At 43.4% G+C, this 12,647-nt stretch carries 11 protein-coding genes; 8 read left to right on the forward strand and 3 right to left on the reverse strand.

Translation table 11 applies throughout. The annotated features are described in order from the left end of the window. Positions 1 to 8: 8 nt before the first annotated feature. Positions 9 to 833 carry an SDR family NAD(P)-dependent oxidoreductase gene (locus LN893_RS09355; protein ID WP_229969554.1) on the forward strand — a complete coding sequence of 275 codons (825 nt, stop codon included), beginning with the start codon at positions 9 to 11 and terminating at the stop codon, positions 831 to 833. A gap of 188 nt (positions 834 to 1,021) precedes the next feature. Here LN893_RS09355 and LN893_RS09360 read toward each other — a convergent pair whose 3' ends face one another. The 3 genes from LN893_RS09360 to LN893_RS09370 all read right to left on the reverse strand — a co-directional run bounded on the left by LN893_RS09360 (position 1,022) and on the right by LN893_RS09370 (position 4,154). After that, entirely contained in the window at positions 1,022 to 1,384 is a 363-nt protein-coding gene (locus tag LN893_RS09360; RefSeq protein WP_229969555.1) for a CoA-binding protein, read from the reverse strand. A gap of 109 nt (positions 1,385 to 1,493) precedes the next feature. Continuing rightward, entirely contained in the window at positions 1,494 to 3,071 is a 1,578-nt protein-coding gene (locus LN893_RS09365; protein WP_229969556.1) for an NAD(P)/FAD-dependent oxidoreductase, read from the reverse strand. A 117-nt stretch (positions 3,072 to 3,188) separates the two neighbouring features. Further along, positions 3,189 to 4,154 (reverse strand): tryptophan 2,3-dioxygenase family protein, encoded by a 966-nt coding sequence (locus LN893_RS09370; protein ID WP_229969557.1) that lies wholly within the window; start codon positions 4,152 to 4,154, stop codon positions 3,189 to 3,191. A 304-nt stretch (positions 4,155 to 4,458) separates the two neighbouring features. On the opposite strand from LN893_RS09370, the gene sdaAB reads away from it, so the two are divergent. The 7 genes from sdaAB (at position 4,459) to LN893_RS09405 (ending at position 12,625) form a co-directional block, all read left to right on the forward strand. Next, positions 4,459 to 5,136 (forward strand): L-serine ammonia-lyase, iron-sulfur-dependent subunit beta, encoded by a 678-nt coding sequence (sdaAB, locus tag LN893_RS09375; RefSeq protein WP_229969558.1) that lies wholly within the window; start codon positions 4,459 to 4,461, stop codon positions 5,134 to 5,136. A gap of 18 nt (positions 5,137 to 5,154) precedes the next feature. Beyond that, positions 5,155 to 6,633 carry a TolC family protein gene (locus LN893_RS09380; protein ID WP_229969559.1) on the forward strand — a complete coding sequence of 493 codons (1,479 nt, stop codon included), beginning with the start codon at positions 5,155 to 5,157 and terminating at the stop codon, positions 6,631 to 6,633. Between the two features lie 4 nt (positions 6,634 to 6,637). Further along, complete coding sequence (locus tag LN893_RS09385; protein WP_229969560.1) at positions 6,638 to 8,026, forward strand: efflux RND transporter periplasmic adaptor subunit; 1,389 nt, start codon at positions 6,638 to 6,640, stop codon at positions 8,024 to 8,026. 8 nt (positions 8,027 to 8,034) lie between these two features. Next, positions 8,035 to 9,024 (forward strand): NAD(P)H-dependent glycerol-3-phosphate dehydrogenase, encoded by a 990-nt coding sequence (locus LN893_RS09390; RefSeq protein ID WP_229969561.1) that lies wholly within the window; start codon positions 8,035 to 8,037, stop codon positions 9,022 to 9,024. 701 nt (positions 9,025 to 9,725) lie between these two features. Then, positions 9,726 to 10,739 carry an acyltransferase family protein gene (locus LN893_RS09395; RefSeq protein WP_229969562.1) on the forward strand — a complete coding sequence of 338 codons (1,014 nt, stop codon included), beginning with the start codon at positions 9,726 to 9,728 and terminating at the stop codon, positions 10,737 to 10,739. A 34-nt stretch (positions 10,740 to 10,773) separates the two neighbouring features. Beyond that, a complete protein-coding gene (locus LN893_RS09400) occupies positions 10,774 to 11,187 on the forward strand; it encodes a (deoxy)nucleoside triphosphate pyrophosphohydrolase (RefSeq protein ID WP_229969563.1) in 414 nt (137 codons plus the stop codon). A 43-nt stretch (positions 11,188 to 11,230) separates the two neighbouring features. After that, positions 11,231 to 12,625: a methyltransferase RsmF C-terminal domain-like protein gene (locus tag LN893_RS09405; protein ID WP_229969564.1), complete on the forward strand. Its 1,395-nt coding sequence runs from the start codon at positions 11,231 to 11,233 to the stop codon at positions 12,623 to 12,625. Positions 12,626 to 12,647: the final 22 nt, after the last annotated feature.

Here is a 12,647-nt window from a genome sequence, read left to right on the forward strand (position 1 = left end):
AATAAACTATGAAAGCAACGAGTAAAAAGAAAACAGCATTGATAACAGGAGCCTCGAACGGTTTTGGAATGGAACTGGCGAAGCTATTTGCTAAAGATGGATACAATCTAGTTTTGGTGGCCCGAAGTACAGACAGGCTCAAGAAGCTAGGCTACAGCTTACAAGATGAACACCAACTGGAGCACGTTTGCATTGTAACTTCTGACCTTACCAGACCTGAATCTGCACAGGAAATATATGAGGAAGTAAAGAGCAGCGGAATAGAGATAGATGTACTGGTTAATAACGCTGGTGTAGGTGTACACGGCACATTTCTCGACAATGAGTTTCAGCGGGAACTGGATGTTATTCAGCTAAATGTGGTGTCACTGGTTACGCTTACAAAACTTTTCCTTCCAGAAATGAAGCTTAGGAATGAAGGCAAAATATTAAACCTTGGCTCCATTGTTTCACTGATGCCCGCACCTCTAATGGCCATTTATGGTGCTACCAAAGCCTTTGTGCTGTCGTTCTCAGAAGCATTAGCTAACGAACTGAAGGATACTAATATCACCGTTACAACTTTATGCCCTGGCGCAGGCAATACAGACTTCTTTCATAAAGCGGATGCTGAATATACTAAAGCGGCTAATGGTCCATTATCTGAGCCAAAAGATGTGGCTAGAGCTGGCTACGAAGCCATGATGAAAGGGGAAGTAAAAGTAGTACCTGGCTTTATGAACAAAATTCAGGCTGCGGCTTCTAACGTTATTCCTGATACAGCCCTTTCAAGCATAATGCACATGCAAATGGAAGAAGAAACGAAAGACGCTTATTACGATAAAGAAGCCTAAAGCTCGTTGTTCGATATTCGAATTGAAAATATAAACAATGATAGACCTTTAAAAACGTAAGAGGGATCTCTTCATCAGAGGTCCCTCTTTTTATGATTTGGCTAAACATAGACAACAATGCCATCTGTTCAACCTAGTTATTTAAACGTTTGAAAAAATGTATGGTTTCAGCCGCAGGCGAAAATATTTTAGTAGCTATTAGAGGCCAGCATTACCAAGGTGCAATGGTGCAGCGTTTCAATGCCAGCATCATCTGCTAAGCGTTCCAATTCTAAATTTTCTGTACCTGGATTAAAAATGATCCGCTTTGGCTTCAAACTAATTATGTAATCATACCAGTAAGGTTGGTTTTGCGGCCCTACATAAAGTGTCACCGTATCTACGTCTTCCACTGGCTGACTTAAATCCGTGATAATAGGCATACCGCCTACTGTAGATTTTTTAATTCCGACTGGTACTACATCGAACCCGCTTTGTTGCAAACGATGCACTGCCTTATAGGCATATCGCGTAGGATTGTCGGTAGCGCCTAATACAACCGTCTTTTTCATATCTGTTTTATCTTTAGCTTGATGTCCTATCCTGTTACACTTTCTTTAACACCATTTCAGGAAGAAACGTTATAAAGCAAGTGGTCCTGCACATAATACAAGCCTACTGTTATAGCACACGCTTTACTTTGGCAGCTACCATTTCGGCGCAGCGCTCGCCATCCATGGCCGCCGATACAATACCTCCTGCATAACCAGCTCCCTCGCCACAAGGATATAAGTTCTTTACCTGCACATGCTCTAACGTGTCACGGTCGCGCGGAATACGGACAGGAGAGGAGGTGCGGCTTTCTACACCAATGATCTGAGCATCATTGCTCAGATAGCCCCGCATCTTGTTGCCGAAACCCTTAAACCCTTCGCGCAGGCGGTAAGCCATGGCAGGTGAAAAAAGCTCATTCATATCGACAGGTGCCAAGCCAGGCTGGTAAGATGTCTCCAGCAGTTCGCCTCCCAATTTCTTTTTAGTAAAATCCAGCAGCAGTTGTGCGGGAGCCGCTTGGGTACCGCCAGCCATGGCACAGGCTCTTTGTTCCAGTGCCTGCTGCATTTTTAGTCCAGCTAATTGTCCGTACTTCTCCAGTTCCATGTCTTCCAGCTCAATAGCCACTACAATACCAGAGTTTGCAAAGCGTGAATCGCGGCGGCTCGGCGACATGCCATTTACCACCACCTCGCCAGGAGCCGTAGCCGAAGGCACGATAAAGCCGCCAGGACACATGCAGAACGAGAAAACGCCTCGCTGCCTGTTGTCATAGTTAGTTTGCTGCACTAAGGCATATGAAGAGGCAGGAAGCCATGCACTGCGACTAGTGCATTTGTACTGAATCTGATCAATCAAGCTTTGCTGGTGCTCTACGCGCACTCCCATGGCAAAAGGCTTAGCTTCTATGGCTATATCCTGCCGATGCAGCAGTTCAAAAATATCGCGGGCACTATGGCCAGTTGCCAGTATAACTGACTCACCAATATACTCCTGCCGATCCTGCGTTACCACACCCCGCATAGCACCTTGTGCTACTATAAATTCCGTCACCCGCATGTCGAACAGCACTTCGCCGCCTGCTTCACGTACTGATTCACGGATGGTTTCTATGATTTTAGGTAGTTTATTTGTGCCTATGTGTGGGTGCGCATCAAAAAGAATATCAGGAGTAGCACCGTGCTGCACCAGTATTTGAAGGATGCGCTGCAAATCGCCACGTTTTTTAGAGCGGGTATAAAGTTTGCCATCTGAATAAGTACCTGCACCGCCTTCACCAAAACAGTAATTTGAATCTGGATTAACTAAATGTTCTTTGTTGATGGCTGCCAGGTCTCGGCGGCGGTTTCGCACATCTTTGCCACGTTCCAGCACCACTGGCTTTAGCCCTAACTCTATGCATCGCAATGCTGCAAAAAGCCCTGCAGGACCAGCTCCAACTATGATTACTTTAGGCTGATTTGTAACATCAGTATAGGTGTAAATTGGGGAATGCACATCAGCAGGAGGAGTATCCAAGTAAACATCAGCGCGTACTTTTGTAACTACTTCACGGCCTCTGGCATCTATAGAGCGTTTCACCCGATGTATAAACTTTACATCCTCAGGTTTTACGCGGGCATTTTTAATAATTTCTTGCTCTAGGCGTTCAGCATCAAACGCAATTTCTGGTGGCAGTACCAGGTCAAGTTCTTTTTTTCTCATGTATAACAGGTAAGGTAGTTAACCTTAAACTTTATGTTGATTGTTATATAAATTACTATTGGTTTAGAACATGCTGTGGGTGCAGGTAGTTCGATTTAACCTACTAATGCTCTAGTATTAAATATCTCCGTTCAGAACCTTTTCTACCCAGCCTTTGCCCCATTCTTCTACCTCTTTTTCGCTCCACAGCTCAGGGTAAAAAATACGCTTCTGGAAACGCGGTGGCAAGTACTTCTGCCAGTTTGTACCGCCAGTGGCTGCAATAACCTCTGGGTCGCGCTGCAGGTAGCGCACAGCAGATTTGTAGTGCATGAGGGGCCAGTTTATATTCACCTTACTGTCTAAATCGCGGAGCAGGCCGATGAGTTTAGGGTTCTGCTGGTCCTCTTGTGGCAGACGCTTGTATACTGAACACACATTTTTGTGCTCGTAGTCTTTAGCGAACTGAATGAGCTGTGTTGTGTATTTCTCTTCGAAACGGAGCAGCGTAAGTGTTTTGGCGCCTGAAGCCACTTCGGTTGCTCCTTCTTTCCAGTAAATGCAGCCAATCATTTCCTCCTGTGTGGTTTGCAATCCTAAGGCAGCTCGCTTGGCTTTATCCACCAGGTTACGTAGATCGGTAGAGGCAATCTCGATCATGCGGTACTGCACCGATTGAAATCCACTGGCTGGCATCAGTGCCATCCTAAACTGCAAAAACTGCTTTGGGTCCATGCCCTCCACCATCACATCAAAGGAATCTATCAGATTATCGAAATAACGGTTTATACGGTTTAAGCGTCTAATGAGCCAATCCATAGTAAGCGCCTTGTCTTCACCAATTTGCTTGTACTCTTCCAGACACAGTTTAAAGTATAGCTCTGTGATCTGATGATACATGATGAATATCTTTTCATCAGGAATATTCGTCATGGGCACCTGTAAGCTCAGCAAAGTGTCGAGGTGTATGTAATCCCAGTAATTCAGGAAGTCCGTGTGGTACAAACCTTCCAGATAAGATGCTAAATCCTGGCCAAGCGGCACATACTTTTCCTCTAGTCGCTTTAGTTGTTCCAGTACCTCTGGCTTAAAATGATGCTCCATTGTTTGCGCTTTACTCTTGAAAGAAAGAATTGCACGGCAAATTTAACATTTCTAGCCGGAGAAAAGTCCTTTATATAAAACAGATGTTCCGGCACCCCATCTTTAGGTGCGGAAACAGCTGAAAAGGTACAAAAGTGAAAGTAACTCTATAAACTTTAGCTTCTTGATGGGAGCATAACTACAGTTGGTAGAACAAATTGCTGGTTTGGTAGAATTAAGGGCAATTAAAAATGTAAAAACTATGTTTCTGCTCCCTATTTGCTAAATTTGAGTTTTGCGATATAGTAATAGTCGCTAACTCTTTATGGCTGAGAAAAGTAGCGTTTTTGATATGATAGGACCAGTTATGATAGGTCCCTCCAGTTCGCATACGGCAGGTGTAGTCCGTATTGCCCGTGCCGCCATTCGTATGCTTGGTTCGAAGCCCGAAGAGGCGACGATTACTTTTTACAATTCCTTTGCCCGCACTTACGAGGGCCATGGCAGCGACAGGGCCATTGTAGCAGGTTTGCTCGACTTTAAAACGGACGATAAACGCATAAAAGAAGCTTTTGAATACGCTAAAGAACGAGGGTTGAAGTATACCTTCAAATCCGTCGGCAACGCATCTACCATGCACCCTAATACAATCAGGCTGAACCTGAAAGCCTCAGGCCGAGAGGTGGAGGTTCTCGGGCAAAGCAGGGGCGGAGGCGTGATCAACATTGTAGAAGTGGATGGCTTCTCCTCCAGCTTTTCTGCTACGTTGCATACGCTCATTATAGATGCTGACGATGTAAAAGGTAGCATTGCTTTTATAGCCTCGGTGCTGGCACACGACGAGTGTAACATTGCGACGATGAATGTTTCCAGGAAAGGCAGAAATGAGTTAGCCAGGCAGTTTATTGAAATGGATTCAGGTATAAAGCCGATAACTCTAGAGTATCTACGACAATTAAGTTGGGTGAAGCAGGTAATTTATATACCTAATATTGATCTATAAGAGTTCCTTACCTAAATTATGAAAAAACTTTCAAAGAATTTGTTGCTTGTGATCGGCTTGTCTCTGGCAGGAGCAAGTGCTGCACAGGCACAGCAAGAAGGAGCAGGAAGCGACGGCATATGGTCGTTGGAAGAGGCTGTAAACTATGCTCGAATCCATAATCTTCAAGTGCGGCAGGCCAAATTTAACGTAGAGGCAAACGATGCTATTTATACGCAGTCGAGGTTTGCCAGACTTCCAAGCGTAAACAGCAGCAGCTCGTACTCCATTAACACAGGTACAAACATAGACCCTGCCACCTATGACTTAAGAACCCAGACCACAAGATCGAGTAGCCTGAATGCGAATGCTTCCTTGCCGCTGTTTATGGGTTTTCAGTTGGTGAACACCGTTAAGCAGAATGCACTAGAACTACAGGCTAGTCAGCAAGACCTGCTATCGGCGCAAAATGACATTACGATTCAGATTGTTACGGCATATTTAAACATCCTGTTCGCAAACGAGCTAATCAATACATCAACCCTGCAAAGAGACCTGACTAACCAGCAGCTGGATCGAACGAGAGTACTCTTCAGAGCCGGAAGTGTGGCAGAAAATGCTGTTTTGGATTTGGAATCTCAGTTGGCAACGGATGAATTGAACCTGATCAATGCTCAAAATCAGCGGGATATTTCACGGCTGACGCTGAAACAAACACTTAATTTGCCTGCAATTGCTGAATTCCAGATAGAAATTCCTGAAATTCCTGAACCTGACCAAAGCCCTGTTTTAGTTGAACCTGGTACTGTTTATGAAGTGGCACTGCAAACCTTACCAGCTATCAAGGCAGCTGACATAAGGGTGATAAGTGCTGCCAAGGCCATAGACATAGCTAGAGGCAGTTACTTCCCAAGGCTTTCTGTAAGTGCTGGCGTAAATACGTTCTACTCCAGCCGCTCTTATTTGTATGGAGATGCAGAAACTACTATAACAGGGTATAACAGGCAACTGGTAGGCTATTTAGATGAAAGCCGCACACAACCTTTCTCGCTTTATATTCCGCAGACTCAGGTAAACATGCCTTTTCTTGATTACTCTCTGCCTGATCAGTTTAGGGACAACATTGGTAGGCAGGTAGCTGTTTCACTACAAATACCTATCTTCAACGGGTTTCAAACCAGAACAAATGTAGCGCGTGCCAAAATTGCACAGAACAACTCCAAGCTAAATGCCGATGTTGCACGCAATAACCTGCTACAAACTATTGAGCAGGCTTACGTAGATGCTGTAGCCGCCCAAAGAAGGTATGTGGCAGCCAAACAGCAGATTACCGCAGCAGAGAAAAATTACCGAAACGCTGAGTTGCGTCTAAACGCAGGCGTGATTAATACGATAGAATTCAACACTGTCGCCAATACTTTCCGCTCAGCACAATCAAGCCTGATTCAGGCAAAGTATGAATATGCTTTCAAATTAAAGGTCTTGGACTTCTACCAAGGTAAAGACATATCTTTCTAAAACTATGGCAGCTAAAAAATCAAAGCTAATTCCTATTCTTATAGTCGTACTTGTACTTGGTATTGTTGGAATACTTGTAGCCAAGAAAGCTGGATGGATAGGGCAGGATGAAGGCACCGAGGTAATATTATCGGAGGCAAAACGAACAGAGATCGTTGAGAAAGTAAGTGCTTCTGGTAAAGTGCAACCAGAAACAGAGGTTAAAATAAGTCCAGACGTATCAGGTGAAATTATAGAACTGAATGTAGTGGAGGGGGACTCGGTAGTAAAAGGACAGCTTTTACTGCGCATTCGCCCTGACAACTACCAGTCGTTTGTAGATGCGCAGGAGGCAAGCGTAAACCAGGCCCGTGCTAACCTAGCCCAAGCAAAGGCTCGTTTGGCACAAGCTAGAGCCAACAATGTACAGAGCACACAGGATTTTGAGCGTAACCAGCAGCTACATGAGCAAAAAGTTATTTCTGAGGCTGAGTTCCAGCAGATAAGAGCTAACTACCAAGTAAGCCAACAGGAAGTAGAATCGGCAGTGCAAAGTGTTAGAGCTGCAGAGTTCAGTGTACAAAATGCATTAGCCTCTTTAAAAGATGCGCGGGAAAACTTGAATAAAACTACCATATATGCTCCTGTGAGCGGAACGGTTTCTAAGCTTAACGTAGAACGTGGCGAGCGTGTAGTAGGTACGTCCCAAATGGCAGGTACAGAAATAATGCGCATTGCCAATCTGAACAATATGGAAGTTCGTGTTAATGTAAATGAAAACGACATTATACGCGTAGCGTTAGGAGACTCTGCCATTATTGAAGTGGACTCGTATACCAGCCAAAATGAAAGATTTAAAGGCATAGTGACAGCCATTGCAAACACAGCCAACGATGCTGCATCGCTTGAGGCTGTTACGGAGTTTGAAGTACGGATTCGCCTGATAAATGACTCTTATGAGCACTTGGCTGCAGCAAATGCCACACCTTTCAGACCAGGAATGACGGCTACTGTAGACATCATTACAGAGCGTAAAGGAAACGTGTTGGCTGTTCCATTATCTGCCGTTACTACACGTAGCAATGCAGGTGCGCCAACACAGAACGAGGCTAACGAAGAGGCTACGGAAGCTGAAAGCAACAACCAGTCACGGCAACAATCAGCACCAGCGCAAGTAGATGAAGTTGTTTTTGTATATGACCAAGGTACAAATACCGTTAAAAGCGTAAAAGTGAAAACAGGTATCAGCGACTTCGACAACATGGAAATCCTTAGTGGCATAGAACCTGGTCAGAAAGTAGTTTCTGGTCCGTTTAGAGCAGTGTCTAATACACTTTCTGATGGTGCCAAGGTTGCCGTAAAAGACGAAGCATCTTTAAATAAATCAGCCATAGCTGCTGGAGGTACAGAATAAAAATAGATTTGGAGAAAGTTGCCGTATTGGGAGGAGGAAGCTGGGCTACCGCGCTAGTTAAAATTCTCTCTGAGAATAAGTCTAAAGTTTTTTGGTGGATGCGCAACAGCAATGATGTGCAACACCTGGTACAATACCGCCATAATCCGCGCTATTTAAGCGGCGTTCAATTCGACCTGAATTATGTGAAGCCAACAACCCAACTAGCAGAAGTGGTGGCTTCGGCAGATTGGGTTGTATTGGCTGTGCCAGCTGCCTTTGTTCAAAGTGTTCTCTCTGAATTACCTAGAGGAGCCTTAAAAAACAAAGTAGTTGTGTCTGCTATTAAAGGAATGATTCCGCAGGAAAACATTCTGATAACAGATTACCTGGAGCGTTATTTTCAGGTTGCCAACAGCCATCAATTGGTTATTGCGGGTCCTTGTCATGCCGAAGAAGTAGCTTTGGAAAAGCAGTCATACCTCACCATCGGCTCTCACGACCTGGCTGTGGCCGAACATTTCTGTGAATTGCTACGCAACCGCTATGTCAAAGCCAGCCCTTTGGATGACTTAGATGGTATAGAATATTGTGCCGTTATGAAGAACATCATTGCACTTGCCTGTGGCATAGCTCGCGGGCTTAATTTTGGCGACAATTTTCAGGCAGTTCTTGTTTCGAATGCCATGTTTGAAATTGAACGTTTTTTGGATGCCATCATGCCCATACACCGTGCCTTAAGCGGCTCAGCATACTTAGGCGACCTTTTAGTAACAGCTTACTCTCAGTTTAGTCGTAACCGTACGTTTGGAAATATGATTGGCAGAGGCTATACTGTTAAGTCGGCTCAGTTTGAAATGAATATGGTGGCAGAAGGATACTATGCTGTGCAAAGCATATATGAGCTTAACAAGAAACTAAAGGTAGAGATGCCCATTACAAATGCAGTATATCAAATACTGTATGAGCGTATTTCTCCTATAGTTGAATTTGAAATCTTAAAAGAGAAGTTTAATTAATTTCGTTATTAGTTAAACCATATAGCAGAGGCTTACATTGACATGTGAGCCTCTGCTATTTAAGAAGTTGTTATGACACTTGTTCTGTGGTTTGTTATGTCTCCAAGGGCTCTGTAAAAACAAACAAATATTGTTCCAATGGCAGAGACTATTGCGTAAGCCAAAATAAATAAAAGCACGTCTGAGAGCAGCATCGTTTCATATTGTTTTAGCTGTAGCAACCATAAGGTCAGTCCTGCGAGAATATCACCACCGATACCAAACATCAAGGCCCTTAGTGCAGTTAAAGATGGTAGTTGATCTATTAAAGTTTTACTTTTCAGGTGCCAGTGCAGCGGTAGCACTATCTTTTTTCGCAACGCTTTACGGGTAGCTTTTGTAGTGTACCAGCAAAGAATCGAACAGCAAATAAAACTTGAAATGTATAAGTATACTGACAAACCATCTGAGCCTCTCACTTCTATGCTACTGCTTTTATACCAGATAACTAGCACAACAAGACTGTTTAGCAGTATATTTACACCTACTCCAATGCAACTGAGTTTAAGTAAATACCTATAGTTAAGACTTATATTCACTTCATAGCGGTTTTGTATACATGTTGTTATACTCCTTTTTCATGATTAGGTATAAGATATGATTTGTATTTTATTTAGCTAATCCATTTCAGCCAACAAATTTGCAGTAGCATAAAGTATAGAATGAACAATAAGCAATACTTCCCGCAGATAGACATTCTGAAAGGCCTTGCTATACTTTCTGTATTGCTACTTCATTCGCTAGAAAGAGATGAACTTCTTTCTTCATTTTCTATCTTCCATATCTGGCAAGCTGTTCCTATTTTCCTTGTCCTGATGGGGTTTAATTTAGGTATGTCTACTAATGGGAAGCACTTTCAGCTTACTGAACTTTATGACAGGTCATATTTTTTTAAGAAAGGGAGCAGGATAGTTACTCCTATACTTATAGCCTATGTGGCTTCTCTTATAACTGGTGGAATATGGTATGTAGCTACTGGCGAAGATCCTTTCATATTTAAAGGATATACAGCCATAGGCATGTTGCCAGTTCCAGGTAAAGGAAACTACTTTGTTACCCTCGTATTGCAATCCATCCTGCTGCTTCCTGTTATTGGTTATGGTTTGTATTACAAACCTTGGCTTTCTGCTACAATACTTGTTATAGCTGAAATCTCGTTTCTGATCATAAGTAAAAACATAGCTTTTTTTGTTGAAGAACGTTATCTGTATGATGCTGCTTTTCTAAGATATTTATCCGCTGTTGCACTGGGTTACGGGCTCGTGCACCTAGTGAAATACAAAAACGGGTTCGGCCTATTACTTTTAGTTACTGGAGCTGTTATAAGCGCTCTATACCTGTATTTTGATATTTACACAGATTTCGACGTTCAGTACATTAGGCCAGAATGGGAGGCACAGAATTTTATGGCTTTTCCATATGCCGCCTTATTTGTTTATGTAGGGTTCAAGCTCTTCCCCGCAACCATCAATAATGTATTCGTACAGGTGCTAGTTGAAATTGGCAAAGCATCTTTCCATATTTTTTTGGTGCAGGTAATTTATTTTGGGTTGGCAGAACCAGAATGGCCTCTGTGGTTAAACCTGCTCACCTGTACTTCTATAGGGTATATATTCTACCAGTATGAAACTCCTATTGCCAATGCAACGGTACTACTATGGAAAAAGAAGAAGTAAAACTACACTTACATCACTATAAAAATCAGCTTGAATGGGATTAAAAGTAACATGCGCTATAGTAGAACAAAACGATCGAGTACTGGTAACACAGCGAAATAAACACATGTCGCAGGCTATGCTGTGGGAGTTTCCTGGAGGAAAATTAGAAATCGATGAAACGGAAAAGGAATGTGTTCGGAGAGAGCTAAAAGAGGAACTTCAGATTGAGGTAGAGCCCATACATCAGCTGGCTCCTGTAGAGCATACTTATTCTGATAAAGATATCATCTTAATTCCTTTCGTCTGTCAATATACAAGTGGCAATGTATCTTTAGCAGAGCATAATGCTTACCAGTGGGCAGAACTAAGTGATTTAACTTCTTATGACTGGTGTCCTGCTGATATCCCTGTAGTGGAGCAATATCTACAGTTTAAGGCGAGCATGTCAGGTGGCGAATCTGCTTAATCTACTTCCATTTTAGCATAAACGGGCGTACCTTTATACTTACATGAACTTACCACAATCCTTTACCCAGCGCATGCAGGCTTTACTCAATGATGAGTATGCTGCGTTTGAGGACGCGCTGCAACACGCTGCACCTGTCAGTATCAGAGTAAATCAGTCTAAAATAGCTTTACCTGCTGCCCTGAAACCTGTACCATGGAGCCAGACTGCTTTTTATCTGCCAGAGCGCCCTCAGTTTACCTTAGATCCGCTTATACATGCTGGTGCTTATTATGTGCAGGAGGCAAGTTCTATGTTTCTGGAACAGGCATTACGGCAAGTTGTGAACCTCGATCAGGAGCTGCAGGTACTAGATTTATGCGGAGCTCCAGGTGGTAAATCCACACATATAGCAAGCCTTATTTCTCCTGAAAGTTTACTTGTATCGAATGAAGTAATACGCAGCCGCGCCTCTATATTGGCAGAAAACGTAACAAAATGGGGCAGTGGCAATGTAGTGGTTACAAGTAACGACCCAAAAGACTTTGGCAGATTACCCTCTTTTTTTGATGTGATGGTGGTAGATGCTCCGTGCAGTGGAGAAGGAATGTTTCGTAAAGATCCGCAGGCAGTAGGTGAGTGGTCTGAAGACAATGTTGTGCTGTGTTCGCAGCGCCAGCAACGTATTTTGATGGATGTCTGGGAGGCACTAAAACCAGGAGGCATTCTTATTTACAGCACCTGCACCTGGAACCAAGCCGAAAATGAAGAGAATATGGCCTGGCTTGCAGCACAGCACTCAGCAGAAAGCTTGAAAATAGAGTTAGATCCGAGTTGGGGAGTAGAAGAAACAGCACTAGAAGGCGTACAAGGTTACCGCTTTTACCCGCACAGGGTGCAGGGTGAAGGCTTTTTTATGGCTGTAATGCGTAAAGCTGGGGAAGAAGAAACAAGGCATTCCACCACTAAAAAGAAGAAGTATAAATTAGTAGCAGCAGGAAAAAAAGAGAAAGCCTTGGTACAAGGCTGGCTTTTACAGACCGAAAAGTTTGAATGGGTACAGCATAACGAAGTTGTTTCTGCTGTGCCTGCTACAATTTTTGAAGCTTTAGACGAGCTCTACAAGAACTTATACGTGCTTTATGCTGGCATAGAAGTAGCTGAAGTTAACGGCAAAAAAATAAAGCCTCTACAGGCATTAGCTCTGTCGCAGTACCTGAATAAAGATGCTTTTGCCAGTACTGAGCTGGATTTAGAGCAGGCACTGCGATACCTTCGGAAAGAAGATATAAATCTTGGCTTCAGTGGCAATGATTGGCTGCTGATGCAACACCAGGACATACCCTTAGGTTGGGTAAAGCAAATTGGTAACCGCCTGAATAATTATTATCCGAAGGAGTGGCGTATCCGAATGGAGCTTCCGCAGGAGTTGCCTGAGGCTAGCTTTTTGAAAGATTAGCTTGATGTGTCGAGATGCGTCT

It is taken from the genome of Pontibacter harenae (assembly GCF_020907245.1).
GTDB classification, from domain to species: Bacteria; Bacteroidota; Bacteroidia; order Cytophagales; family Hymenobacteraceae; genus Pontibacter; species Pontibacter harenae.

What these genes read in the sequence shown, in the direction of transcription:
- LN893_RS09355 (WP_229969554.1), top strand. Translation starts at nt 9, where the DNA reads ATGAAAGCAACGAGTAAAAAGAAAACAGCATTGATAACAGGAGCCTCG.
- LN893_RS09360 (WP_229969555.1), bottom strand. Translation starts at nt 1,384, where the DNA reads ATGAAAAAGACGGTTGTATTAGGCGCTACCGACAATCCTACGCGATAT.
- LN893_RS09365 (WP_229969556.1), bottom strand. Translation starts at nt 3,071, where the DNA reads ATGAGAAAAAAAGAACTTGACCTGGTACTGCCACCAGAAATTGCGTTT.
- LN893_RS09370 (WP_229969557.1), bottom strand. Translation starts at nt 4,154, where the DNA reads ATGGAGCATCATTTTAAGCCAGAGGTACTGGAACAACTAAAGCGACTA.
- sdaAB (WP_229969558.1), top strand. Translation starts at nt 4,459, where the DNA reads ATGGCTGAGAAAAGTAGCGTTTTTGATATGATAGGACCAGTTATGATA.
- LN893_RS09380 (WP_229969559.1), top strand. Translation starts at nt 5,155, where the DNA reads ATGAAAAAACTTTCAAAGAATTTGTTGCTTGTGATCGGCTTGTCTCTG.
- LN893_RS09385 (WP_229969560.1), top strand. Translation starts at nt 6,638, where the DNA reads ATGGCAGCTAAAAAATCAAAGCTAATTCCTATTCTTATAGTCGTACTT.
- LN893_RS09395 (WP_229969562.1), top strand. Translation starts at nt 9,726, where the DNA reads ATGAACAATAAGCAATACTTCCCGCAGATAGACATTCTGAAAGGCCTT.
- LN893_RS09400 (WP_229969563.1), top strand. Translation starts at nt 10,774, where the DNA reads ATGGGATTAAAAGTAACATGCGCTATAGTAGAACAAAACGATCGAGTA.
- LN893_RS09405 (WP_229969564.1), top strand. Translation starts at nt 11,231, where the DNA reads ATGAACTTACCACAATCCTTTACCCAGCGCATGCAGGCTTTACTCAAT.